Source organism: Croceibacterium xixiisoli, from assembly GCF_009827305.1.
Taxonomy (GTDB): domain Bacteria; phylum Pseudomonadota; class Alphaproteobacteria; order Sphingomonadales; family Sphingomonadaceae; genus Croceibacterium_C; species Croceibacterium_C xixiisoli.
The window spans coordinates 931,260-955,117 of record NZ_WTYJ01000001.1; the positions used below are offsets into that span (position 1 = coordinate 931,260).

General features: G+C 60.9%; 21 protein-coding genes and 1 tRNA gene. 12 read left to right on the plus strand and 10 right to left on the minus strand.

What is annotated here, in order from left to right:
* Positions 1–15 precede the first annotated feature (15 nt).
* Positions 16–1,401, minus strand: a complete 1,386-nt coding sequence (locus GRI97_RS04415; RefSeq protein WP_161389890.1) for an MFS transporter — start codon at positions 1,399–1,401, stop codon at positions 16–18.
* Positions 1,402–1,413: 12 nt separating this feature from the next.
* Positions 1,414–3,756: a TonB-dependent receptor gene (locus GRI97_RS04420; RefSeq protein WP_161389891.1), complete on the minus strand. Its 2,343-nt coding sequence runs from the start codon at positions 3,754–3,756 to the stop codon at positions 1,414–1,416.
* A 249-nt stretch (positions 3,757–4,005) separates the two neighbouring features.
* Here GRI97_RS04420 and GRI97_RS04425 point away from each other — a divergent pair, with 249 nt between their 5' ends.
* Together GRI97_RS04425 and GRI97_RS04430 are read left to right on the plus strand one after the other, a co-directional pair.
* Positions 4,006–5,379 (plus strand): aminomethyl transferase family protein, encoded by a 1,374-nt coding sequence (locus tag GRI97_RS04425; RefSeq protein WP_161389892.1) that lies wholly within the window; start codon positions 4,006–4,008, stop codon positions 5,377–5,379.
* Between the two features lie 178 nt (positions 5,380–5,557).
* Complete coding sequence (locus GRI97_RS04430) at positions 5,558–5,980, plus strand: GFA family protein (RefSeq protein WP_161389893.1); 423 nt, start codon at positions 5,558–5,560, stop codon at positions 5,978–5,980.
* Positions 5,981–6,077: 97 nt separating this feature from the next.
* Here GRI97_RS04430 and GRI97_RS04435 read toward each other — a convergent pair whose 3' ends face one another.
* On the minus strand, positions 6,078–6,623 hold the full coding sequence (locus GRI97_RS04435) for a hemerythrin domain-containing protein (RefSeq protein ID WP_161389894.1): 546 nt from the start codon (positions 6,621–6,623) through the stop codon (positions 6,078–6,080).
* A 363-nt stretch (positions 6,624–6,986) separates the two neighbouring features.
* Here GRI97_RS04435 and katE point away from each other — a divergent pair, with 363 nt between their 5' ends.
* The 3 genes from katE to GRI97_RS04450 all read left to right on the plus strand — a co-directional run bounded on the left by katE (position 6,987) and on the right by GRI97_RS04450 (position 10,200).
* Positions 6,987–9,215 (plus strand): catalase, encoded by a 2,229-nt coding sequence (gene katE / locus GRI97_RS04440; RefSeq protein WP_161389895.1) that lies wholly within the window; start codon positions 6,987–6,989, stop codon positions 9,213–9,215.
* Positions 9,216–9,312: 97 nt separating this feature from the next.
* A complete protein-coding gene (locus tag GRI97_RS04445; protein WP_235917602.1) occupies positions 9,313–9,534 on the plus strand; it encodes a hypothetical protein in 222 nt (73 codons plus the stop codon).
* Positions 9,535–9,615: 81 nt separating this feature from the next.
* Entirely contained in the window at positions 9,616–10,200 is a 585-nt protein-coding gene (locus tag GRI97_RS04450) for a DUF4142 domain-containing protein (RefSeq protein ID WP_161389897.1), read from the plus strand.
* Positions 10,201–10,306: 106 nt separating this feature from the next.
* Here the strand turns inward: GRI97_RS04450 and GRI97_RS04455 are convergent, their stop codons facing one another.
* Positions 10,307–10,483 (minus strand): DUF3606 domain-containing protein, encoded by a 177-nt coding sequence (locus tag GRI97_RS04455; RefSeq protein WP_161389898.1) that lies wholly within the window; start codon positions 10,481–10,483, stop codon positions 10,307–10,309.
* Between the two features lie 136 nt (positions 10,484–10,619).
* Between GRI97_RS04455 and ku the strand changes: the two genes are divergently transcribed.
* Complete coding sequence (gene ku / locus GRI97_RS04460; protein ID WP_161389899.1) at positions 10,620–11,522, plus strand: non-homologous end joining protein Ku; 903 nt, start codon at positions 10,620–10,622, stop codon at positions 11,520–11,522.
* 37 nt (positions 11,523–11,559) lie between these two features.
* Here the strand turns inward: ku and GRI97_RS04465 are convergent, their stop codons facing one another.
* Positions 11,560–11,802 carry a KTSC domain-containing protein gene (locus tag GRI97_RS04465; protein ID WP_328598525.1) on the minus strand — a complete coding sequence of 81 codons (243 nt, stop codon included), beginning with the start codon at positions 11,800–11,802 and terminating at the stop codon, positions 11,560–11,562.
* 95 nt (positions 11,803–11,897) lie between these two features.
* On the opposite strand from GRI97_RS04465, the gene GRI97_RS04470 reads away from it, so the two are divergent.
* Entirely contained in the window at positions 11,898–12,731 is an 834-nt protein-coding gene (locus GRI97_RS04470) for a GNAT family N-acetyltransferase (RefSeq protein WP_161389901.1), read from the plus strand.
* A 40-nt stretch (positions 12,732–12,771) separates the two neighbouring features.
* Here GRI97_RS04470 and GRI97_RS04475 read toward each other — a convergent pair.
* A tRNA-Thr gene (locus tag GRI97_RS04475) sits at positions 12,772–12,847 on the minus strand.
* A gap of 88 nt (positions 12,848–12,935) precedes the next feature.
* On the minus strand, positions 12,936–14,261 hold the full coding sequence (locus GRI97_RS04480) for a replication-associated recombination protein A (protein ID WP_161389902.1): 1,326 nt from the start codon (positions 14,259–14,261) through the stop codon (positions 12,936–12,938).
* 160 nt (positions 14,262–14,421) lie between these two features.
* On the opposite strand from GRI97_RS04480, the gene GRI97_RS04485 reads away from it, so the two are divergent.
* A complete protein-coding gene (locus GRI97_RS04485; RefSeq protein ID WP_235917603.1) occupies positions 14,422–14,991 on the plus strand; it encodes a PadR family transcriptional regulator in 570 nt (189 codons plus the stop codon).
* Positions 14,988–15,317, plus strand: coding sequence for a DUF2218 domain-containing protein (locus GRI97_RS04490; RefSeq protein ID WP_161389904.1), 330 nt, complete (start codon positions 14,988–14,990; stop codon positions 15,315–15,317). Before GRI97_RS04485 ends, GRI97_RS04490 begins: the two co-directional genes overlap by 4 nt.
* 16 nt (positions 15,318–15,333) lie before the next feature.
* Here the strand turns inward: GRI97_RS04490 and GRI97_RS04495 are convergent, their stop codons facing one another.
* Positions 15,334–16,494 (minus strand): glycosyltransferase family 4 protein, encoded by a 1,161-nt coding sequence (locus GRI97_RS04495; protein ID WP_161389905.1) that lies wholly within the window; start codon positions 16,492–16,494, stop codon positions 15,334–15,336.
* Positions 16,495–16,695: 201 nt separating this feature from the next.
* On the opposite strand from GRI97_RS04495, the gene GRI97_RS04500 reads away from it, so the two are divergent.
* The 3 genes from GRI97_RS04500 (at position 16,696) to GRI97_RS04510 (ending at position 20,498) form a co-directional block, all read left to right on the plus strand.
* Positions 16,696–19,386, plus strand: a complete 2,691-nt coding sequence (locus GRI97_RS04500) for a TonB-dependent receptor (RefSeq protein ID WP_161389906.1) — start codon at positions 16,696–16,698, stop codon at positions 19,384–19,386.
* A gap of 123 nt (positions 19,387–19,509) precedes the next feature.
* Positions 19,510–19,956, plus strand: a complete 447-nt coding sequence (locus tag GRI97_RS04505; RefSeq protein ID WP_161389907.1) for a DUF805 domain-containing protein — start codon at positions 19,510–19,512, stop codon at positions 19,954–19,956.
* A gap of 77 nt (positions 19,957–20,033) precedes the next feature.
* Positions 20,034–20,498, plus strand: coding sequence for a DUF805 domain-containing protein (locus GRI97_RS04510; protein ID WP_328598494.1), 465 nt, complete (start codon positions 20,034–20,036; stop codon positions 20,496–20,498).
* A gap of 42 nt (positions 20,499–20,540) precedes the next feature.
* Here the strand turns inward: GRI97_RS04510 and GRI97_RS04515 are convergent, their stop codons facing one another.
* The gene (locus GRI97_RS04515) at positions 20,541–23,084 is read right to left on the minus strand and encodes an ABC transporter permease (protein WP_202392574.1); all 2,544 of its coding nucleotides are present in this window, start codon (positions 23,082–23,084) and stop codon (positions 20,541–20,543) included.
* Entirely contained in the window at positions 23,081–23,845 is a 765-nt protein-coding gene (locus GRI97_RS04520) for an ABC transporter ATP-binding protein (protein WP_161389908.1), read from the minus strand. Before GRI97_RS04520 ends, GRI97_RS04515 begins: the two co-directional genes overlap by 4 nt.
* Positions 23,846–23,858 lie beyond the last annotated feature (13 nt).

The following is a 23,858-nucleotide window of genomic DNA, read 5'->3' on the forward strand; positions in this document are numbered from 1 at the left end:
AAAAACCCCTTTCCGCTATTGCCCGGCGGCTGGCGCAATGCTCTTTGCTTGCTGTGGGATATGCCGGTCGGAAAGGAAGGCGCAGCCAATGCCCATCGTGGCGGCCAGGGCCAACGCTGCCAGGAAGGGGATTGGATCGGATTGCCGAAGTTCCAGCAAATATCCCCCGACCAGGGAAGCGAGTATGCCACCAGCGCGGCCCAGGGTCATTCCAAAGCCGAGCCCGGCCGAGCGACAAGCGACATCATAGCCTGCCGCCATCATGGAATAGATCGTGGCCATGGCGGCCCCCGCAAAACCACCCGCACAGCCAGTCAGGATCTGGACCGCAAGGGCCGTTCCTGATTGAGCGCTGGCGTTCAGCTGCCATGCCAACAGGCCAATAACAAGGAGCAGCAGTGTCGAACTGCCGGCCAGCGTAGCGCGTGAACCAAGGGTACCGAGCACGAAGCCCGTCGCCACAGCGGCACCCACGGCAGCGAGGTTGAAGGCGAACACCGCAACCAGTGCCTGTGCCATGGAGAAGCCGAGAGAGGTCAGCATGATCGCCGTCCAGGCGACCAGCGCATAGGAGACATAGGCGATCACGAAGAAGGCCAGACCGGCGCCCAGGTTGAGGCGGAGGTAGGCGCGCGACAGGAACCCGCCGCGTCCGCCGCCGGGGGTATCGCCAACATTGTCAAACCGCAATTGTGCTGTCCCGATGTTACCCATGATCTGCTGCGCATTCTTCTGTGCCTGCCTTGCATTGCCCGTCGCGGCCAGAAAGGCGGGCGATTCCCGCACCAGCAGGATGATCCCGATGGTGACGGCCAGCGTCAGAATCCCGCAGGCATAGAAGCTGCCGCGCCAGCCCCAGACCGGCAGAACCGAAAGGGCCAGCGAGGCGCCGATCATGCCGCCTGCCGGGGTGCCGATGGACAGCAGGCTGGTGGCCCTAGCGCGCACGCCTTCGGGTAACCATTCATTGGCCAGCGCTACGGCGTTTGGCGCCGCCGCGCCAAAGCCGATGCCGCTGATGATCCTGAGCACGGCCATGCCCGCTACGCCTTGGGTTGTTCCCGCCAGCACGGTCGCAATGCCGAAGCCGACGACCGACAGGATCAGCACCCGCCGACGCCCGAAGCGATCGCCCAGCGCGCCGCCGATCAGCGAACCGGCGGACATGCCGATCAGGGCGCCGGCCAGGGCCGGGCCGAAATCGGCCTTGTCCACCGACCATTCGTCCAGAATGACCGGCGCCACCAGCGACAGCAGCTGAATATCGATGCCATCGATCACCAGCACCAGCAGCAGCAGGGCCACCAGGATCAGCTGGTGAAAGCCGATCGGCCGGCTGGCCAGCAGTTCTGCAAAGCTCAGCCGCTGATTGGGCTGACTATCCATCCGGGTCATGGCCATGGCTGTGACCGATCAATCGAAATTGCGGCGGATCGTGAACATGACCGTGCGCGGCGGCGCGACGATCCCGACCCCGGTGAAATAGGGCGCCGCCCGACGGACCCCGGTGGAGTTGAGATAGTATTTGTCGGTCAGATTGCTGACCGACAGCTGCGCCTGCCAATCCCCTTCGGCACTTTGCCATTTGATGCTGGCGCCCAGCACCCCACGCGGTGGCAGCGAGCTGATCGGCAGGTTGACGACATCGCCTTCGACCCGCGAGCGATAGTTGATGTCCACGCGCGGCGTCAGCGTGCCGGATCGGCCCAGATCGACAGCATATTGGATCCCGCCCGACGCGGTCCAGCGCGGGGTGTAGACATTGGTCATCCCCAGCGTGATGCTGGTGGCGGGATCAACATCCTTATATTTGAAATCGACATAGCCGAGCGAACCGTCGATGTTCATCCCGTCGATGGGCTCGGCGGTCAGTTCCAGCTCTGCGCCCTTGATTTCCGCATCGCCGACATTGGTCGATTGGGTGCAGGGGAAGCCGGGGAAGGGCGACAGGCTGTCGCAGCGCAGTAGTGTGGCCTGGAAATTGGCATAATCGGAATAGAACACCGCGCCGTTCAGGGTGATCCGGCGATCGGCGAAGCGGGTCTTGAAGCCGGCTTCGTAAGAGGTGAGCTCTTCCGGATCATAGGGCACGACCTGTGTATCGATGAAAGGGCGTGGGTTGACCCCGCCGCCCTTGTAGCCCGTGGCCACCTGGGCATAGGCCATGAAATCGCTCGATGCCTCGTAATTGATGCCCAGCCGGTAATCGAGCCTGTCACCGTTGAAGAGGCCGGTGAAATCCGTCAGCGATCCGAGTGTGGGATGAGGCGATCCATCCAGATCGTACCGGTTGAAGGTGAAGGATTTGCGATCATCGGTGTAGCGCAGCGCGGCCGTGACATTCACCCCGGAGAGCGGGTGCCAGACGGTATGGACAAAGGCGGATTTCGACGTCGTCTTGACCGGATCAAGGAACAGAATGTCGAGGTTGAGCCCGCCGCCGCCCTCGGCCAGCCCTCCGGACAGGGTGACGCGACCGCCAGAGGTGCCGCTGGCGTCATAATAATATCCACCGACCGTCCAGTCGAGCAGATCGCCGACCACGCCGCTGAGGCGCAGTTCCTGCGTGAACTGTTCGTGGTTCAGGTTCCACACCTGGTCCAGGATGGAGGCCGGCGAGCTTTCCAGCGTGGAATTGAACGTGCTGTCTGATGATCGGAAGGCGGTGATCGATGTCAGCGCGATGGAATCGGACAGATCGATATCCAGCTTGTTCGAAACGCCCCAGCTGTCGACCGGGGTCTTGTCCGACAGGGCATAGGGAATGCCGACCGAGCTGCCGCCGCGCGGCACACTGAGATAGTTTTCGTAATTGGTGTAGCTGCCCGGATCGGTCCGGTAATCGCGCCCGCCAGTCCAGGCGGGATTGGAGGTCAGCAATTGCGTGGCCGGGTTCTGTGATCGGTCGCGGGTAACATCGGCGACCAGCAGGTTTTCGACGACGCTGGATGGGTTCCACAGCAGCGAAACTCGCCCGCCGACGACTTCCTGCCCGCCCTGTTCGCCGATCTTGCAATCCACGCCGCCACGGCCGGTACCCAGGCTGTCATCTCCGGTCGCACAGCCATAATCGAGCCGGTCGACATAGCCGTCACTGCGTTTTGCGCCGATCGAAATACGGGCGAACAGGTTGTCGGCCAGCGTGACATTGGTGGCCGCGCGCCCGAGCATCGAATTGCGTGAACCATAGCCGATTTCGACGAAGGCTTCGGCATTGGGCCCGGGGCGGCGGGAAAACAGCTTCACCGAACCGCCGATGGAATTCTTGCCCGACAGTGTGCCCTGCGGCCCCCGCAGCACCTCTATCCGGTCGACATCCATCAGATCGAACACCGATCCGCTCAGCACGCCATAATAGACGTCATCGATATACATGCCGACGCCCGGTTCGACCGCGAAATGCGGATCCGACTGGCCGACCCCACGAATGAAGATCGCGGCCATGCCGCCGAAATTGCCCGCCCCGCTCGACAACTGAACATTGGGGGCAAGATTGGCGGCGCCGGCAATATCCTCGATGCGCTTGTCCTGCAGCAATTGCGAATCCAGCGCCGAAATCGCGATCGGAATGGATTGCACGCTCTGTTCGCGGAACTGTGCGGTTACGATGATGGTGTTGCCGCCGCCTTCGGGGGCGGGGCTGTCTGCCGTTTCGGCCTCTGCCGCCTGCTCAGCCTGCGCATTGGCCGGTGCAGCCATCAGGCCGACGGCGAGCGCGGCGGCGGAACTGCCCGCGATCCTCCAGGAATTGTTCATCCGATCCTCTCCCAAACCCGGGCGATTTTCGCCCTATCGTTGTCTGAGACTTAGATCGTCGCCTGCGCGCCATCTTGGGCAGGTGCGACCTGCACTAGAAGAAATGCGACCTGCACAATGTGCGCTGATGTCGCATTTCCCCCATTCAAGGTCGCGCCCGCCCAAGATTGGCGTCGGCCGCCACGGCACACAGGCCTGCAATCAGGGCGGGCAAGCGGATTTGCCTGCCGATCAATGGGAGAGATCAGAATGAGCCATTCTTCGCTGCAGGATCGGATCGACGGATTTGGCGATGCGCTGACCATGATGCGCAATTCGCAGACCGGACCTTATCAGTTTCCTATTCCTGCCGAATTTTCGAACTGGCGCAATGAGCAGCGCGCCTGGCGCGAAGGGGTGGCCCTGATGGACCAGTCGTTTCACATGACCGATCTCTATGTCGAAGGGCCGGATGTGATGGATTTCGTATCCAGCCTGGCGGTCAACAGCTTCAGCAATTTCGGCGATGGCAAGGCCAAGCAGTTCATCGCCTGCGCTCCCAACGGATATCTGATCGGCGACATGATCATTTTCGGACTGGGCGCCAATCTGGTCAATATCGTCGGACGCCCAACCGTTGCGAACTGGGTGGAATACAATGCATCGCTGGGGAGGTTCGATGTCACTTGCGACCGCGACGAGCGCACCCTGCAGAATGCCAGGCCGCGCAAAACCTTCCGCTTTGAAGTGCAGGGGCCGGATGCCTGGCAATTGCTGGAAAAGCTCAATGGTGGGCCGATCGACCAGCCGCGTTTCTTCCAGATGGGGCATCTTTCGGTCAATGGCACCAGCTATCGATCGCTGCGCCATGGCATGGGCGGGGCACCGGGCCTCGAATTCTGGGGGCCGGTCGATCACTATGACGATGTGAAAGCGGCAATTCTGGAAGCGGGCAGGGAGTTCAACCTGCAGCAGGTGGGGGCGCGCGCCTATTCCAGCGCGGCAGTGGATTCCGGGTGGCTGCCATGCCCGCTGCCGGCGATCTATTCCGGAGATGACACGCGCGGCTTCCGCGAATGGTTGCCCGCAGCGAGTTTCGACGGTGTCGCGGCGCTGGGCGGCAGCTTCACCTCCGATTCGATCGAGGATTATTATTTCACCCCGTGGGAGGTGGATTACGGCCGCTTGATCCGGTTCGACCATGATTTCATCGGGCGCGAGGCGCTGGAGCGGCGGCAGAACGACCTCCACCGCAAGAAGGTGTCGCTGGTCATCAATTCGCAAGATGCAGCGGCCGTCTATGCCAGCCAGATGACGCCGGGACAGAACGGCAAAGCGATGGAAGTGCCGACCGCGCATTATGCCGCCTATCCCTATGATACGGTGCTGGATGCGGCGGGTAATGTCGTTGGCGTGTCCACCTACACATCCTTCCTTGCGCCCGATGGCGCATGGGTGTCGCTGGCGGTGATCGATGAAAACATGGCTGCAGAGGGCAGCGAGCTGACCATCGTTTGGGGTGAACCCGATGGTGGATCGGGCCGGCCGACGGTGGAACCGCATCGGCAGATGAATTTGCGGGCTACGGTCAGCGGCTGGCCGTTTTCCAAGGTTGCCCAGGCCGGTTATCGCCCTGGGACCTGATGGCCTGCGTATTTGATGGGTGACGGGAAGGCATGCATGATCAAATCGGATCGCGGGCCTTCCCTGCCAATACGCTTGCGGGCATGATCGACAGCAAGGTCGATCTCGCGCGTGTCGGGCTGGCCGGTTATAGCAAAACCGCGATCCGCAAACGGACGCATGGAATGGGAGAGATAGGATGCTGGAAGGTGGCAATAGCTATGAGGGCGGATGCCTGTGTGGCGCGATCCGCTATCGCGTGACGGGGCCGAGCCTGTTCGAAAGTCAATGCTGCTGCCGCGATTGCCAGAAGGCGACCGGCACCGGCCACACCACCATCGTCGGAGTTATGCGCGATCAGTTGGAAATGGCAGCAGAGCCCAAGGTTTACACCAACACTGGCGAAAGCGGCGGCTGGGTATCGCGCCATTTCTGCGGCGATTGCGGCGGCCGGCTTTATACCTCGGGCAGTTTGCCAGGTGAGGTGATCATGATCCAGGCCGGATCGCTCGACAATCCTTCACAGGTGACGCCGCAGAATGTCATCTATGGCAAGGATGCCGTAAGCTGGGACCATTTCGATCCGGCGCTGACAGTGTATGACCTTTATGCGCCGCGTTGATTGGCAGCAGACGCAGGATCGATATGTCCTGCGTCTGCGCCCGTAATTTCGGACATTGGCTGGATGGCGACATTTCAAATCACGTGCGCAGCGGTTGTCACGTCAAAGCTTCCTGCCCCACATACCGGGTGTATTCTTCCGAATAGCGAAGGGTCAGCAAAGTTTCCTGCTCAGGGGTTGCCGCCTCTTTGAGATCGAGGAACCAGTTCCCTTCCTCTGCATACATGTGATGGGCAACAGCACCCTCTATATGTTCCAATCTGTCCAGGAAATCCTGGCTCAAAGGAGGCAATTGTTCGAGCAGTGCCATCTGCACTTTGACCATCGCCTGCTCATCATAGCCCATTGCGGCATGGGTCTTCTCCCCATCTTTTGCCAGCGCAGGGTAAATTACGGCTTCTTCCGCAATGGAATGACCGGTCAACAGCACGCCCAGATTCTTGAGTTCCTGACGTTGGATCTGCGCATCGGTAGCCGACTTCACGGCCAGGAAGGCGTCTTCGATATCCATATGGTGTTGCAATATCTGGTCGAGCCAATCCCCGGGTGAGGCAGCCTCGGTGGCTTTGCTCCGTGCTTCCAAACGCGCCTCGGCCGTTTCTGGCGGAGTTATGGCAGCAATGAATCGGTCAATAATCGACATTTCAATCTCCATTGGGATTCTGATGAGATTTATCGACCAACCATTCACTTAAATCGGGCGTTCCTTATTTAATTGCGAAATTAACATTCATCAATGCGATATAAATGGAGCCGTTTTGGATTTCATATCCTGGCATCAGGTCGGGAGGCAATGACATCCGCATTCCCATGACCGTTAGTAATTGAATCGGCCAAGCGGATATACCGCCAAGAATCGTATTGATGCATGTTAATACGTCGATTTTTCGGCAACCGGCGCGTCTATCGACAGTTGGTGCCGGAAGCTTGTTCTAACAAGTCCGCAGATGCTGCCTGCATGTCGGGCAACATTTACCTCGTCAGTTGAACCCGACAAGGATCCATCATGGCCAAAAAGCCCGCATCATCAAAGACATCCGCCAAATCGGCGGCCAAATTGACCCCACCTGTCCTGGCAGGCGCGGACATCGGTGGCGAAACGCCACACAAGGCGGACGCAATTCCCCCCGATGCCGATATATCCTTCTCTTACGCGGGGCCGCAGGGGCCAGCTGGCGAGACCCATCAGTCTGCAGAAGGCGACATCGCGACGCTGACTACCCAGAACGGGATCCCCGTTGCCGATGACCAGAACAGTCTGAAACAGGGCGCACGTGGGCCGACTTTGCTGGAAGACTTTCATTTTCGGGAAAAAATCTTCCACTTCGATCACGAACGCATTCCGGAGCGGGTCGTGCATGCGCGCGGTTACGGCGCCCATGGTTTCTTCGAACTGACGGATAGCCTGGCCGATGTGTCACGGGCCAATATTTTCCAGCGAGTTGGCGAACGCACGCCTGCCTTCGTCCGTTTTTCCACCGTCGCAGGGTCCAAGGGGTCATTCGACCTGGCGCGCGACGTACGCGGCTTCGCCGTCAAGCTTTATACCCAGGAAGGCAATTGGGATCTGGTTGGCAACAACATCCCAGTGTTCTTCATTCAGGATGCGATCAAATTCCCCGATGTGGTGCATGCTGCCAAGCCGGAGCCGGACCGGAATTTTCCACAGGCTCAGACCGCGCATGACAATTTCTGGGATTTCATCAGCCTGACCCCGGAAAGCCTGCACATGATCATGTGGACGATGTCCGACCGGGCAATTCCGCGGTCATACCGCACGATGGAAGGTTTTGGCGTTCATACCTTCCGCCTCATCAATGATGAGGGGAAATCGACCTTCGTCAAATTCCACTGGAAGCCAAAGCAGGGGCTTCAATCCGTTGTGTGGAACGAAGCGGTCAAGATCAACGGGGCTGACCCCGATTTCCATCGTCGGGATCTGTGGGATGCGATCAACGGCGGCGACTTTCCCGAATGGGAACTGGGCGTGCAGCTGTTCGACGATGCATTCGCCGACAGTTTCGATTTCGATGTGCTCGACGCCACCAAGATCATTCCCGAAGAGCTCGTGCCGATCCGGGTGGTTGGCCGGCTGGTGCTGGACCGGGTTGTCGATAACTTTTTCGCCGAAACGGAACAGGTTGCTTTCTGCACCCAGAATGTTCCGCCGGGCATCGATTTTTCCAATGATCCCCTGCTCCAGGGTCGCAATTTTTCGTATCTGGATACGCAGATCAAGCGGCTGGGCGGGCCTAATTTTACCCATATTCCGATCAACGCCCCCAAATGCCCGATGGCCCATTTCCAGCAGGATGGGCATATGGCTATGCACAATCCCAAGGGGCGTGCGAATTACGAACCCAACAGTTGGGGGCCGACACAAGGCGGGCCACGCGAAAATCCGGCGCGAGGTTTCAGGAGCTTTCCTGACGTTGCGGACGGAACCAAGGAGCGGGTCCGTTCCGAAAGCTTCGCCGATCATTACAGCCAGGCGCGTCAGTTCTTCGTCAGCCAGACGCCAATCGAGCAAAAGCACATCGTGGATGCTCTGGTCTTCGAATTGTCCAAGGTGGAAAGGCCGGATATTCGGTCGCGTACAGTATCGCACCTGGTCAATATAGATGCAGCGCTGGCCGCGAAAGTTGCCGATGGTTTGGGCCTTCCCCTGCCGGACGCCGCAGTGGCGGCGCGAAAACCCATTACCGATCTGCCACCTTCGGAAAAGCTCAGCATCGTCAAGAACGGCCCGGCCAGTTTCAAGGGGCGCAAGCTGGGCATTCTGGTCAGCGACGGTGCCGATGCCTCTATTCTGAAAGCCCTGCTGGCGGCAGTCGAAAGCGAAGGCGCGGTTTTTGAAATTGTTGCGCCCAAGATTGGCGGGGTGGTCCTTTCGGACGGAACCTCCGTTGCTGCCAAGCACAAGATTGATGGTGGCCCATCGGTCTTGTTCGACGCCGTGGCCGTTGTTGTTTCGGCAGAAGGGGCATCGCTGTTGGCATTGGATGCGGCGGCACGGGATTTTGTCACCGATGCCTTCGCCCATTGCAAGTTCATCGGCATCAGCGCCGAGGCAGAGCCGATTTTCAGCAAGGCCGGCATTGCCGATGATCTGGATGAGGCCTGCCTGCCGCTGATGCAGCCCAAGGATGCCGGTACTTTCCTGAAGGCCTGCAGGGCGCTGCGCCACTGGCCGCGGGAACTGACCGTGGATCTTGATGCAAGTCCGGTTGCCTGATGGGCAAGGGCGTGGGGCGACGGTCCTGACCAAAGCAGCGGTTTACCCCGTGGTGGCCTGGTGAAATTCGAGGAAGAAAATGCCGACATACAAACTGATGCTGCCCGATGATGGCATAGGTGTGGATTGCAACATTGTATTCGATGCCGAACATGCCGGTCGGGCGCTGTCTGTTGCGGAGAAATTCAAGTTCGGCAGGCGTGCACGACTTTATGAGGATGCGAAGGAATTGTGCAGGTTGGAACGCGTCAAAACGGGCGCCGCTTCATATATCTGGGCGATACTTCCTGCCGATCCGAAAGAGCGGGCTGGTCTGTAATATCCGTACACAGCATGCAGATTTCGGCCGGGATCTTGGTCACTTGGATGAGACTTAACGTATGATCGAAGGAGACTGACAATGAAGCTGTATTATGGTGCCGCGCTCGCGGCATGTCTGCTCGCCGGTTGCGGTGAGGCGGCAGCGCCTACCAATAACGACACTGGCAACAATTTGGAGGCTTCAAGTACTATGCCTGCCGAACAGCCGGCCTCTGTTGCGGCCGAAGCGTCAGCAGCGACCAACGCTTCCGGCTATCTCGCCATGGCAGGCGCGGGCGACTTGTTCGAAATTGAATCATCGCGCGCGATTCTGGCAAAGCAGCCGGATCAGGCGGTGGCAGATTTCGCCAGATCGATGGTCGATGCCCATCAACAGTCCACGGCAAAACTCAAGAAAGCCGCGACAGATGCTGGGCTGACTGCCCCGGCACCTGCTCTTGAGCCGGATCAGCAAGCGAAGCTGGACAGCATCAAATCTGCCGACGGCGAGGCTGCGACGACTGCCTATCTCACAGCCCAGCGGGAAGCCCATACAAAGGCTTTGGCTCTCCATCAAAATTATGCGGAGGGTGGGGATGCACCGGCGTTAAAAACGGCAGCGGGGGAAATAGCTTCTGTTGTTCAACATCACATTGACATGCTCGCCAAGCTGCCGGGCGCATAAATACAGGAACTGAGAGCGTCCTCCAATCCAGCCGGGAAACATCCATCGTAGTAACGAGGATGGTTTCCCTGCTGGGAGGCGCATCACCTGACGAGACGCCAGTTTATTATTTTTTGAGGTAATCCTCAACTGCGGCAGAGCTGTTGCCTACTGCGTCGACTGCTTCCTGCAATCTGTCCCTGCTGATGCCGAATTTATCTGTCCAATAGTATACTTCATAATCCTCATTCATAGATATGCGCGAACTATCTTGAGGACCCTTGATGGTTTTGTCGTCTGCCATGATCATCTCCTTGTTCAAAGACCAACGACCTTGTTGCAGTTCGGTTTCACCAGTTCCCATATCCAGTTCGTCTTGTCGCTTTCGGAACGAGGGCCGCTTTTGAGGATTGACGAAATATCATCGCAGGAGTCGATCAATGGCCGCTCGTCCCTATTGGAAAGGACAGATCCGTCTTGCGCTCGTTTCGATCCCCGTCGAAATCTACACCGCCACAAAAAGCGGTGCGAAGATAGCGCTCAACCAGATTCATGAACCTTCGGGCAAGCGGATCAAATACGAAAAGGTGGTGCCGGGCATCGGCCCGGTGGACGTTGATGAGATCGTCAAGGGTTTCGAATACTCCAAGGGAGAGTACGTTCTGCTGGATGATGACGAAATCGAGGGGGTGAAGCTGGAGAGCAAGAAGACGCTCGAACTTACCCAGTTTGTCGACGCTCATGAGATCGACATGATCTATTTCGAAAAGCCGTACTATGTCGTTCCGGCGGATGATCTGGCGGAAGAGGCTTTTATTGTCTTGCGGGAAGCGCTGCGGAGGACGCGCAAGATCGGGCTTGGGCAGTTGGCGATGCGAGGGCGGGAATATGTTGTCAGCATCAAGGCTTGCGGGCGGGGAATGGTGATGGAAACCTTGCGCTACGCAGAAGAGGTCAACAAGGCAGCCAGCTATTTCCGGGAAATAGGCGAAGGCGATCCTGATGACGAGTTGCTGGATCTCGCCACTACGCTGATCGACAAGAAGACTGGAAAATTCGACGCGACCGAATTCCACGATCGTTACGCCGATGCGCTCAAGGAACTGATCGAGCGAAAGAAAAAGGGGAAGACCCTGAATATCGATGATGAAAGCGGTGGGGCCGATCCGCGCGGGTCCAATGTGATCGATTTGATGGCTGCGCTCAAAAATTCGGTTGGTGGTTCTGACAAGACGGGCAAGCCCCCTGTAAAAAAGGCAGCTGCGAAAAAAAGCGGCAAAACCGCAGCCAAATCGAAATCCACCACCACCAAGGCTCCCGCGCGGAAGCGGGCGACCAAATGAGCGACAGGCGGTCGTGTATCGGAAAAGATCTTCCCAGCTAAGCGGCGGGCCCGAACCTCCGTCGGGCCGGGTCACGCTGGCACCGGAACTGTCCTTTCACTTTCTGATTGAAGAAAACCCCGGCCGACTTGGCTGCGCACATCCCTTCGAAAATCTGCGCCGGCACGTCGTAATAGTAATATCGCCCTGTTCCGGTGAAGGATACGCAGAGGGTCTGGGTATCTGCGTCAAATTCGACGCGTTCGATCATCGTCGATTTTCGGGTCTTGCAGGCTCGCATGACGGGGCAGCGTTCATTTTTTCGCCTGGTTCCGCCGCCTGCGGCGGGTGGAATCACTGGCAGGCTCAGCCGAATCTCTGGAAGGTGCTGGTTTCATGAATGGTAATCTGTCCCACGCCCGGCTCAAGGAAATGGCGAAACATCGCGGGTTGAAGGTGCTTAAATCGCGCAGGCGGACCCCGGGCGTGGGCGATTACGGGATGTATGGCCTAACGGATATGTCCGGCAGAGCGCTGATTGGCATAGGAGACGATGGGCTGACCGCATCGGCCGCAGACATCGCGGCATTCATGAAATCAAGTTCCGAACAGAACTGGAAAAAATCGGCGGCTGAAACGCGCGGGAAAGCTGCATCTCCACCCAAGAGACCCCACCACACGCCGTCACCCGATAAAAGCAGGAACGAAACGCCACCTCGGCGGAAGCCGGCGTTGGCGATCGTATCAAGCAACAAGCCAGACGTTGTCGCCAGCAAGAAACTATCCCGAAAACCCGCCAGGGAGGCCCGATTGGCTGTTCGGTCTGCCCGAGCATCCGATGCAAAGGGGCTGGCGCAATTGTTCAACCAGTTGCCTGGTGCTGCGCCAAAACCTGCTGAAATTGCCAGACGGCTCGCTTTGGTTAGCGGTACGGGCGGCGGAGCAGTGGTCGCAGTGCAAGCCAGGGAGATCGTTGGATGTGGAGGCTGGGCGGTAGTGCCGACATTGCATCGGGGTCTGATTGGCCGGATCACCTTGCTGCTTATCGCGCAAAACAAGCGCCGCCGGGGGACAGGCCGACTGTTGCTTGATGCTATTGCAGATGAACTGCGCGGTTCAGATTGTCAGCAGATGGAAGTGCTGAGCGACATCGCCATCGACAACAGCCACTCCTTTTTCCGGTCCCTCGGTTTCGAGCAGACCAGCTATCGTTTTCTGAGGCCGCTTTAGGAAGCAGGGGTAGTGCGATTGTTGCGGTAATCGGCCGAAATGGTGCCGGCTACAGGATTCGAACCCGTGGCCCCCTGATTACAAATCAGGTGCTCTACCAACTGAGCTAAGCCGGCGATGACGGAAGGCTGCGGCTCGTGCCCTGGCCTTCCGACGGTTTGCGGCCCTTGCGGACCACGGCGCCCGTTACGCCAATTGCCGGTATCAGCGCAAGCCGTTGCGTTCGCGGCGTTTGCGATCCCACCAATCCATGCGTTCGCGGATCTGCCGTTCGAAGCCGCGTTCGACCGGGGCGTAGAAATCCTGCGGCTGCATGTCTTCGGGCCAGTAATTGTCGCCGGAAAACCCGTCTTCGGCGTCATGGTCATAGCTGTAGCCTTTGCCATAGCCGATGTCTTTCATCAGCTTGGTCGGGGCGTTGAGAATGTTTTGCGGCGGCATCAGGCTGCCGGTTTCCTTGGCGCTGCGCCACGCGGCCTTCTGCGCGGTGTAGACGGCGTTGGATTTGGGCGCGGTGGCGCAATAGAGGCAGGCCTGCGCAATCGCCACCTCGCCTTCCGGACTGCCGAGAAACTGATAGGCGTCCCGGGCGGCCAGGCACTGGGTCAGCGCCTGGGGATCGGCCAGGCCGATATCTTCGCTGGCAAAGCGGGTCAGGCGACGCAGCACATAGAGCGGTTCTTCCCCGGCGGTCAGCATGCGCGCCATGTAATAGAGCGCGGCCTGCGGATCCGATCCGCGCAAAGATTTGTGTAGGGCGGAAATCAGATTGTAATGGCCTTCGCGATCCTTGTCATAGACGGCGACGCGGCGTTGCAGGAACTGGCCCAGTTGCGCCGGATCAAGCGGATCGGCGATATTGGCGGCATAGAGCGTTTCTGCCTGGTTGAGCAGGAAGCGCCCGTCGCCATCGGCGCTGGCGATCAGCGCCTCCTTCGCGTCGGGCGTCAGGGGCAGCGGCCCTTCGAGTTCTTCCGCGCGGTCGATCAATTGGCCCAGTGCGGCGGCATCGAGCCGGTGCAGGATCAGCACCTGCGCGCGGCTGAGCAAAGCGGCATTGAGTTCGAAGCTGGGATTTTCGGTGGTGGCGCCGACCAGCGTGACCGTGCCGCGTTCCACGAAGGGAAGAAAACCATCCTGCTGGGCGCGGTTGAAGCGGTGAATCTCGTCCACGAACAGCAGCGTGCGCTGCCCGGCGCGGCGCGCGACCTCCGCCTCTGCAAAGGCTTTCTTCAGATCGGCAACGCCGGAAAACACCGCGCTGACGGAAATGTAGCGCATGCCAACAGCCGCCGCGAGCAGGCGGGCGATGCTGGTCTTGCCGGTGCCCGGCGGGCCCCAGAGGATCATGCTCGACAATCGACCGGCAGCGACCATGCGCCCGATCGCGCCGGTCGGCCCGGTCAAATGATCCTGCCCAATGACATCGGTCAGTCCGCGCGGCCGCAGCCGATCGGCCAACGGGGCATCGGGGCGTTCGTCTTCCTCACGCGGGGCAGGGGGCGGATCATCCGCAAACAGGTCAGCCATGGCGGCAAGATAATGCGCTGGAAAAAAATTGCAGCCGTTCACTTGTCAAAGATGCATCAAGATATATCTTAGAGCTATCGAATTTGAGGATAGGAGAATTTCGATGATGGGCATGCACAGGCATGGACACAAATGCAGGCCGGAACGCGGCTTTCGCGCCATGGGGCGTGGGGATCGTGGAGGTTTCGGCGGTGGCTTCGGTGGATTTGGCGGCTTCGGCGGTGGTCGGGGCGATCAGGATGACAATGGCGACGGGCGGCAGCGGCGCGGACGGGTGTTCGCCGGCGGCGAATTGCGGCTGGTGCTGTTGCGCCTGATCGCCGACGAACCGCGCCACGGATATCAGCTGATCAAGGCGATCGAGGAACTGACCCAGGGCCATTACGCGCCGAGCCCGGGTGTGGTGTACCCCACCTTGTCGCTGCTGGCCGATGAAGGCTTGATCAGCGAAAGCGAAAATGGCGACGGCGGGCGCAAGCTGTTTGCCGTTACCGATGCGGGTCAGGCCGAGCTGTCGGACAAGGCCGACGATGTCGCGGCGCTGCTGGCGAAGCTGGCACGGATCGGCGAACGCGAAGGGCGGGGCCGGGCACCGGAACTGTTCCGCGCGATGGGCAATCTGGGCAGCGTGCTGCGCCACAAGGTCCGCCAGGGCGCGTTCGACAAGGCCGGGCTGGAAGCGATCGTCGATATCATCGATGACGCGGCCAAGCGGATCGAACGGCTGTGAGCCTGTCATCCGTGGCGCAGGTGCCGACCGGCAGCGGATCACGCTATCTGCAGCAATTGTGCAAACACTGGTCGCACAATCTGGCGGTGGAATTCACCGCCGAACGCGGCACGGTCGTCTTCCCCCGGGATGCGCGCGGCGCATCCTGGCAGGGGGACGGGCTGGTGACGATGGAGGCAAGGGTAGACACGCTCGATTGCCGCATCGATGCCAGTGAACCGGGCCAATTGGAGGCGCTGAAGGGGGCGCTGGCCCGTCATCTGGATCGCTTCGCCTTTCGCGAAGCGTTGCTGACGTTCGAATGGGTTGATCAGCCTGGCGCGTGAGCCAGGCTGATCAGGATCAGCGGGGGCGCGTCCCCCGCCGCTCGTTGATCAGCCGCAGATAGGTGTCCGCGACGCCCAGATTGATCCGTTCCCAATCATAGGGCGCGGCGCGTTCCAGTGCGGCAGCGCCATGGGCGGCGAGCAGGGTGGGGTCATTGGCATAGGCTTGCAGCGCGTCAGCAAAGGCCGGGATATCGCCCGGGGTTACCAGTCGGCCGCTGACGCCGTCTTCCACCAGTCCGCTGCTGCCGGTGGCGCGCGCTGCCACTGTGGGGACGCCGGCGGCCATGGCTTCCAGCGTGACATTGCCGAAGGTTTCGGTGATCGACGGGTTGAACAGCACATCCATGGATGCCACCGCGCGGCCCAGATCCTTGCCCGCCTGGAAACCGGCGAAGACTGCGCCGGGGGTGCGTTCGGCGAACCAGTCCCGCGCGGGGCCGTCGCCGATCACCATCACCTGATGCGGTACGCCGCGCTCACGCAGTTCGGCCAGGGTGGCGGCGAAGACGTCCAGCCCCTTTTCCAGTACCAGCCGGCCCAGGAAGCCGATCACCAGCGGCTGATCGGCAAGGCCGATCGACTGCCGCCAGGCGTAATCGCGCGCGCCGGGATGGAACACGGTCTTCTCGACGCCGCGCGACCACACTTCGACTGCGGTATTCATGCGTTGCTGGCGCAGCACATCGACCATGGTCGGTGATGGCACCAGCAGCATGTCGCACCGGTGATAGAGCCGCCGCAGCCAGGCTTCGACCAAGGGCTCGATGAAGCCGAGCCCGTAATAGCGCGGATAGGTTTCAAACCGTGTGTGCACGGTTGCGACAACGGGCACTCCCCGTTCGCGTCCCCATGCGGCCGCCTGCCGGGCGGCACGATCGGGGCTGGAGATATGCACGATATGCGGATTGAGCCGTTCCAGATCTTCGCGCACCGCGCGGTTGATCCCGGTCGGGATGCGATATTCCCCGCGTCCGGGTACTGGCACCGACGGAATGGAGATCAACGGGCCGGTGGGCGGGAAGGGCGGATCGGCAATCGTTGGAGCATAGACCCGCACATTGGCGCCGTGCGCCAGCAGCGTGCCGACAAGATTGTTCTGCGCCTTGTTCGCCCCGTCACGAACGTAATTGTAGTTGCCGCTGAAGAAGGCGATCCGCAGGTCCGCGATGGTCATGGCGCCCCCATATGCGATGCACGGGCTGATGGCGAGGGCCATGCGCAGGCGAATTCGCCCTGCACGGCATGACCGCGATCACCGTGGCCGGACAACCACAACCAAATTGTAACCCATTATGTAAAAGCTTATTAATCCATCGCCGTTAAGCATGGAAACTCAATGTTATCCGGGCTTGATGCCGAGGGAGAGTCGAATACCATGATGCAGATTGCTGGTGCTGCGCGGGTTGCTGCCACGCGTGGATTGTTCCTGTGTGGGGCCGCCCTTACAGCATTCGGTCTGCCTTCAGTCGCCCAGGCTCAGGACGCTGCAGTGCAGGCGGTGGATAACGATGCCACCGAGAACACCGGCAACGCCATTGTGGTGACCGCGACCAAGCGCGAAAAGACGCTGCAGGATGTGCCCGTCGCCGTGACGGTGACCACGGCCGAAACGCTGGAGCGGGCGCAGATCCGCGATCTGCGCGATCTCCAGACGGTGGTGCCGTCGCTGACCGTGGGCCAGCGGGCCAATGTCGGATCGACCAATTTCTTCATCCGCGGTTTCGGCAATGGCGCCAACAACGCGGGTATCGAGCCTTCGGTCGGCGTGTTCGTCGACAATGTCTATCGTTCGCGCACGCTGGCGCAGATCACCGATCTGCCCGATGTGTCACGCATCGAAGTGCTGCGCGGGCCGCAGTCCACCCTGTTCGGCAAGAATGCCTCTGCCGGGATCGTGTCGATCACCACGAAGGAGCCGCAGTTCAAGCTCGGCGGGTCGGCCGAATTGACCTATGGCGCGTTCAATCAGGTGATCGCACGCGGTTATCTGACCGGGCCGATCGAAGATAATCTGGCTGCCAGCATCACTGCCGGGATCAACAAACGCGACGGTTTCTTCGAGGATCGCGGCACGGGTGGACGCACCAATGAACGCGATCGCTGGTTCGTGCGCGGACAATTGCTTGGCGAAATGGGCGATGTCCGGGTGCGGGTAATCGCGGATTATGATGCGATCGATGAAAACTGCTGCGCGGTCCTGAACCTGCGCAATGGCATTGCGACGCCTGCCGTTCTGGCTGTGGGCGGCATGGTCAATGATCCGGCCAACTGGGATCAGGACGTCGTCTACAACAATTTCAATTCCACCAATGAGGTGAAGAACTACGGCATTTCGGCGCAACTGGATTGGGACATCGGCGACTTCAAGCTGACCTCGATCAGCGCCTTCCGCAACACGCGGGCGGTTACCTATCAGGATTCCGACTTCACCAGCGCGGATCTGCTGTATCCCAATTTCCAGGATCTGCACATCGGCACGCTGACGCAGGAGCTGCGGCTGTCCGGTTCCATCGGTGATCGCGTCGATGTGCTGCTGGGCGCATTCTATATCGATGAGGACATCGATCAGCGCAACAATCTGAATTTTGCGACCGATTTCCGATCCTACGCCAATCTGCTGGTGCAGGGATTGTCGAGCGGGGCGCTGAGCCTGCCGATGCTGGAAAGCGTGTTCGGCGCGGCCGACCAGACCAACTACACGGGGCAGTTCCTGGCCAATGGGCAGGGCTTCAGCGAATTCTATACACTCGATAGCCAGGCATTGTCGGTCTATGGCCAGTTCGATGTGACGCTGTTCGACGGTGTGGTGTTGACGCTGGGCGGTAACTACACCGATGACCGCAAGACCTATAGCGCGCGGCTGAATTCGACGGACGTCTTTTCCTCGATCAATCTCGATGCGCCGCAATATGCCGGCTTCCGGGGGCAATTGCTGACCCAGGGCGCCGTGGCGCAGGGTGTCGGCACCGCGCTGAATCTGGGGCGCGCGGCGACCGCCGCCGAAGTGCAGGCCTTCGCCGGCAGCAATGCGACGGCGTTTCAGACCATCTTCGCTGGGGCGCGGGCCTATGCCACGGCCAATGCCAACAATCCGCTGGCCAACCCACTGGCGCAGTTGCGGCAATTGCAGTTGATGCCGCCCTTCCTGGATGTTCCCAATGCGGTGGAAGACGGGCACCGGAACGACAGCAAATTCACCTACACCGCCCGACTGGCGGCGGATGTGAGCGAATGGCTGAATGTTTACGCCAGCTATGCCACGGGTTTCAAAGCCAGTTCGATCAATCTGTCGCGCGACAGCCGCCCTTCGCCCAGCGACCGGGCCGCGATCGAGGCGGCCGGATTGTCGAGCAACAATCTGGTCTATGGCAGCCGCTTGGCAGCGCCGGAAGAAGCGACCGTGATCGAACTGGGAGCCAAGGCAAACTGGCGCTGGATTTCCGCCAATCTGGCCATATTCCAGCAGGATATCGACGGGTTCCAGTCGAATGTCTTCACCGGTTCGGGGTTTGCCCTGCGCAATGCCGGCAAGCTGCGGACGCGCGGCGTGGAATTCGAAAGCCAGGCCAGGCTTGGGGGGTTGCAGCTTAACCTGGGCGCGACCTATCTCGACCCGGTCTACAAGAGCTTCCCGCAATCCGCCGTGGGTGATCTTTCCGGTCGGCGCCCCGCCGATATTCCCGAATGGTCGTTGATCGTCGGCGCGCAATATGAACTGGCCGTCGGCAATGGCAATCTGGTGCCGCGCGTTTCCTATCTGTGGCAGTCCGATGTTCAGATCGTGGAGGGCATGCCCGGCTATCTGGTCAAGAATCCCGATGGCACGATTGCCGATGCGAGCCTGGCGCTGGCGGCAGCGCTGCCGTTCCGGCGCGAAGTCAATGATCTGACGGCCTCGATCGCCTATGAATTCGACAATGGGCTGGCGCTGTCGATCTGGGGGCGCAATCTGCTCAATGATCGCAATTTCTCGACCGTGTTCGATGCGCCGGCACAGCCCCGCGGGATTTCCGGTTATCTGAACGATCCGCGAACTTATGGCGCTTCTGTGCGTTACCGCTTCTAGAGGCGGTTGCGTGTGAACGCAGGCTGGCGGAAAAGGCGGGGAAAAACGCCATTTCTGCCAGTCCATCCTGCGCATCGGCCTCCACCCATGCTCTGCACGGAGCGATAGAGATCGGGGGATTGTATGCTTAAATGGATGATGATGCCGCTGCGCCGCTATGCCGAATTCAGCGGTCGTTCGCGGCGAATGGAATATTGGTCCTTCTCGCTGGGCGTGGCGCTGGTCGTGCTGCTGCTGATGGTGCCGGTGTTCGTGGTGGGCGGTCTGGATACTTTTGTGACCAATCCCTCCGCCGGGATGGGCATGGGCGCCATGCTGCCGCTGTCATTGGTCGGCATTCTGATGCTGGCGATCCTGATCCCGTCGATCGCCGTCACCGTGCGGCGCTTGCATGATCTCAACCTGACAGGCTGGATCTATCTGGGTGTGATCATCCTGTCTTACATCCCGTTCCTGGGGATCGTGATCAGCATCGGCTTCATCGTTGCCATGTTCTGGCCGGGCACGGTTGGAGCCAACAAATATGGCCCTGATCCCAAGAGCAGCCACGACGCGGACGTATTTATTTGAGCTTTGCGATTTGATGGGGCGGCAGTTGCCGCCCCATGATCTTTGTGCTCCATTCCGCGCGAACTGGATTGGGGGCAATGAATATGTTGCATTGGGCAATCTTGCCGTTGAAGCGCTACACCGATTTTTCCGGCCGTTCACGGCGGATGGAATATTGGTCGTTCACCCTGTTTACGGTGATCGCCACCTTCGTTCTGATGATCCCTGCCCTGACGAGTTTCAGCGGCCTGGATTGGGAAAATCCCGATTCCTGGTTCGCGGACGGCAATTTCCCGATCGGAATGATTATCTCAGGGATCTTGTTCGCGGTGTTCTGGCTGGGAATTCTGATCCCCTCCATCGCGCTGACCATTCGCCGGCTGCATGATCGCAACATGTCGGGCTGGTTCTATCTGGGCTTCGTCGTTCTTTCGAATATCCCGGCCGTTGGCTTTGTGATCAGCATCGCCTTCCTGGTGATCATGTTCCTGCCCGGAACATCCGGCCCGAACACCTACGGACTGGATCCGAAGAACCCCTATCAGGACGATGTCTTCGCCTGATGGTTGATGGGGCGGCCGCGATCATGCCGGCCGCCCATTCCCTTACAGCGCGCGCAGGCTGCTTGCCGGTTTCGCCCGCAGCAGCGGCAGCGATGCCGCCAAGGCGAAGGCGAGCACCAGAGCCACCCCGGCGGCCAGCACGGCCAGCACGCGCGGCCAGTCGGGCAGCCAGTCGAATTCGAACAATTGCACGATCACCAGCCATGCGGTGACACTGCCCAGGCCCAGCGCCACAACTGACAGCAGCAGCGCCAGCAGGCCGAATTCGGCCAGTTGCAGGGCCAGCAATTGCCGGGTGCTGGCACCCAGCACGCGCAGCACGACGGTATCGTACAGTCGCGCGGCGCGGGCGGCGGCAATCGCCCCCAGCAGCACCGCGATGCCCGCCAGCACAGCCACGCTGGCAGCGGCCAGAATGGCGAGTGACACCTGTTCCAGAATGGCGCGGGCTTCGGTCAGCAATGGCCCGACCTCGATCACCGAACTCGACGGGAAGCTGACGATCAGCGCGCGCAGCAGGCCAGCGGCGCTGCTGCCCTGCGGCAGGCTGATGGTCGCGGCCAGATTGTGCGGCGCATCGCTCAGCGCATTGGCGGAAAAGACCATGGCATTGTTGAAGCCCAGGCTTTCCCAGTCGATCCGCCGCAGATTGGCGATCCGCGCGGTGCGTTCGACACCCAGAACGCCCACGGTCAGATAATCGCCGACCTTCAGATCGGCGGCTTCGGCCAGTTCTTCATCCACCGAAACCAGCGGTTCGCCGTCGTAATTTTCCGGCCACCATTCGCCTTCGACCAGCACATTGCCTTCGGGCAGGGTGTCGGCATAGGTGAGCCCGCGTTCGCCGCGCAGGGCCCAGGCATTTTCCGGCAGCTCTTCCATATCGGCGACCACGGTGGGGTTGTCGCGCGAACCGAAGGACAGGACGGCGCCGCGCAAGGTCGGCACGGCACGGATCGTGGCCCCGGTGGCCTGACCCTCCACCACGGCTTCGAATTCCACCAACCGGTCTTTGGGGATATCGAGCACGAAATAGTCCGGCGCGCGAGCTGGAACGCTGCGAGCGATATTGTTGTCGAGCGCGGTCTGGACTGCAGCCAGCAGCACGAAGGCGGCTAGTCCGAACCCGAGCGCGGTGACGAGCGATCCGGTCGCCGATCCCGGCCGGTGCAGATTGGCGAGGGCGATCCGGGCGATCGGGCTGGTTGGCCGCGGCGCACGGGCTGCGAGCCGACGGATGCCGATCCCGAGCAAGGCCAACAGGCCCAGCAATCCGGCGGCTCCGCCCAGGAACAGCGCCGTCAGCCACATTTGCGTCGATCCCAGCAGCGCCAGCACGACGATACCCAGCAGGCTGAAGCCAACGGGCAGCACGGCGCCACGCCAGGCCTGCGTCAAGGGGGATACCCGGGCCCGCATCAGCGCCAGCGCGGGAAAAGCGCGGGCACGCACCAGCGGGGGCGCGGCAAAGGCCACCGCCACCAGCATGCCGAAACCCGCCGCGCGCAACAGTGCGAAGGGATCGATCACCAGCCCGGTGTTGACCGGCAACAGATCCCCCATGGCGCTGGCCAGCAGAGGGGTGATCACCACCCCGGTGATCATGCCGGCAATAGCGCCGACGAGTGCGGCTGCGCCGATCTGCAGTGCGTAAATGCGGGAGATATCACTGCTGGATGCGCCCAAAATCTTGAGCGTGGCGATGCTGTTGCGCCGGGCATCGAGATAGGAGGAGACGCCACCGCCGATGCCGATCCCGGCAATGACCAGCGCTGCCAGCCCCACCAGTGTCAGGAACTCGCCCAGACGGGAGACGAAGCGCTCCGCGCCGGGAGAGGCACGATCGCGCGTGCGCAGATCCAGCCCGGCCTCCGGAAAACTTTGCTTTATCTGTTCTTCGACCGCTTCGGGATCCTGATCACCGGAAAAACGCAGCCGGGTCTTGGTTTCATACATGGCACCGGGTGCGGTGAGGCCAGCCTGGCCGGGCACGTCAAAGGGCACGATCACCGTCTGCCCCAGGGCGAAGCCTTCGCTCAGCCGGTCCGGCTCTATGTCGATGATCCCACCGACCTGAAGCTGCACAGTGCCCAATGTGAAGCGGTCGCCGGTCTTGATGTTCAGCCGTTCCGCCGCGCCCTTGGCCAGCCAGGCCTGCCCTGCGGGCGGGGCGCCCACGGTGCGGCCATCGGCCAGCGTCAACACGCCATAAAGCGGCCAGCGATCATCGACTGCTTTCAGTTCCACCGGGGTGGCGGAATCGGGCGTGCTGGCCATGGCCTGCATTCGCATGCCGTGGGACAGCGTGCCGTGGCTTTCCAGCAACGCCACTTCCGGCTCTGCCAGGGGGCGCTGCCACACTTCCACTTCCAGATCGCCACCGAGCATTTCCTGCCCGCGCCCGCTCAATTCGCCCTGGATTGCCGCCGTCAGCGTGCCGATGGCGGACAGCGCGCCGACGCCCAGGAAAAGGCAGATCAGCAGTAGCCGCAGGCCGCGAAACCGCCCGTTGAGATCGCGCCGGGCAATGCGCCAGGCGGTAGCCAGCGGCAGAGACGGGGGCAGCGACTGGAACTGGGTGGTCATGCCGGAGCGTTTGTTTCGACGGTTGAGTGCGCTGCGACCAGACCGGTATCGCTGACGATCCGTCCATCGGAAAGGGTGACGACCCGGTCGCAATGTTCGGCCAGCGCGTTGTCATGCGTAATGATCACGAGTGTTGCGCCGGTTTCGGCGCGTCGGGCAAACAGCAGTTCGACAATGCTTTCGCCGGTGGCGGCGTCCAGATTGCCGGTGGGCTCGTCAGCAAACACCAGCGGCGGGCGCGGGGCCAGCGCGCGGGCAATGGCCACGCGCTGCTGCTCACCGCCGGACAGTTGCGCTGGATAATGCGTCAGCCGATGGCCCAGGCCCACGGCGCGCAATTCGGCCTCCGCCCGTTCCCAGGCGTCAGGCTCTCCTGCCAATTCCAGCGGAGTGGCGACATTTTCCTGCGCGGTCATGGTGGGCAAAAGGTGGAACGCCTGCAGCACGATGCCGATGCGGCCGCGCCGGGCATAGGCCAGCGCATCTTCATCCAGCGCGGCGAAATCGGCTCCGGCCACGGTCAGCGCGCCCGATGTCGCGCGCTCCAACCCGGTCAGCAGCGCCATCAGCGAGCTCTTGCCCGAACCCGATGGGCCGAGCAGCGCCAGCGTCTGCCCGGATGGCACGATAAGATCGATGCCACGCAGGATTTCGACTGCTGCCTCACCATCGCCTAACGATAGCCGCAGCCCTTGCGCATGAATAGCGGGGGGACTTGTCACGCCAGAGAGATGGCATAGGGTTCGACCATGGGCAAGCATGCCCGATGGAGCC

What these genes read in the sequence shown, in the direction of transcription:
- GRI97_RS04415 (WP_161389890.1), bottom strand. Translation starts at nt 1,401, where the DNA reads ATGGCCATGACCCGGATGGATAGTCAGCCCAATCAGCGGCTGAGCTTT.
- GRI97_RS04420 (WP_161389891.1), bottom strand. Translation starts at nt 3,756, where the DNA reads ATGAACAATTCCTGGAGGATCGCGGGCAGTTCCGCCGCCGCGCTCGCC.
- GRI97_RS04425 (WP_161389892.1), top strand. Translation starts at nt 4,006, where the DNA reads ATGAGCCATTCTTCGCTGCAGGATCGGATCGACGGATTTGGCGATGCG.
- GRI97_RS04430 (WP_161389893.1), top strand. Translation starts at nt 5,558, where the DNA reads ATGCTGGAAGGTGGCAATAGCTATGAGGGCGGATGCCTGTGTGGCGCG.
- GRI97_RS04435 (WP_161389894.1), bottom strand. Translation starts at nt 6,623, where the DNA reads ATGTCGATTATTGACCGATTCATTGCTGCCATAACTCCGCCAGAAACG.
- katE (WP_161389895.1), top strand. Translation starts at nt 6,987, where the DNA reads ATGGCCAAAAAGCCCGCATCATCAAAGACATCCGCCAAATCGGCGGCC.
- GRI97_RS04445 (WP_235917602.1), top strand. Translation starts at nt 9,313, where the DNA reads ATGCTGCCCGATGATGGCATAGGTGTGGATTGCAACATTGTATTCGAT.
- GRI97_RS04450 (WP_161389897.1), top strand. Translation starts at nt 9,616, where the DNA reads ATGAAGCTGTATTATGGTGCCGCGCTCGCGGCATGTCTGCTCGCCGGT.
- GRI97_RS04455 (WP_161389898.1), bottom strand. Translation starts at nt 10,483, where the DNA reads ATGGCAGACGACAAAACCATCAAGGGTCCTCAAGATAGTTCGCGCATA.
- ku (WP_161389899.1), top strand. Translation starts at nt 10,620, where the DNA reads ATGGCCGCTCGTCCCTATTGGAAAGGACAGATCCGTCTTGCGCTCGTT.
- GRI97_RS04465 (WP_328598525.1), bottom strand. Translation starts at nt 11,802, where the DNA reads ATGCGAGCCTGCAAGACCCGAAAATCGACGATGATCGAACGCGTCGAA.
- GRI97_RS04470 (WP_161389901.1), top strand. Translation starts at nt 11,898, where the DNA reads ATGAATGGTAATCTGTCCCACGCCCGGCTCAAGGAAATGGCGAAACAT.
- GRI97_RS04480 (WP_161389902.1), bottom strand. Translation starts at nt 14,261, where the DNA reads ATGGCTGACCTGTTTGCGGATGATCCGCCCCCTGCCCCGCGTGAGGAA.
- GRI97_RS04485 (WP_235917603.1), top strand. Translation starts at nt 14,422, where the DNA reads ATGGGGCGTGGGGATCGTGGAGGTTTCGGCGGTGGCTTCGGTGGATTT.
- GRI97_RS04495 (WP_161389905.1), bottom strand. Translation starts at nt 16,494, where the DNA reads ATGACCATCGCGGACCTGCGGATCGCCTTCTTCAGCGGCAACTACAAT.
- GRI97_RS04500 (WP_161389906.1), top strand. Translation starts at nt 16,696, where the DNA reads ATGATGCAGATTGCTGGTGCTGCGCGGGTTGCTGCCACGCGTGGATTG.
- GRI97_RS04505 (WP_161389907.1), top strand. Translation starts at nt 19,510, where the DNA reads ATGCTTAAATGGATGATGATGCCGCTGCGCCGCTATGCCGAATTCAGC.
- GRI97_RS04510 (WP_328598494.1), top strand. Translation starts at nt 20,034, where the DNA reads ATGAATATGTTGCATTGGGCAATCTTGCCGTTGAAGCGCTACACCGAT.
- GRI97_RS04515 (WP_202392574.1), bottom strand. Translation starts at nt 23,084, where the DNA reads ATGACCACCCAGTTCCAGTCGCTGCCCCCGTCTCTGCCGCTGGCTACC.
- GRI97_RS04520 (WP_161389908.1), bottom strand. Translation starts at nt 23,845, where the DNA reads ATGCTTGCCCATGGTCGAACCCTATGCCATCTCTCTGGCGTGACAAGT.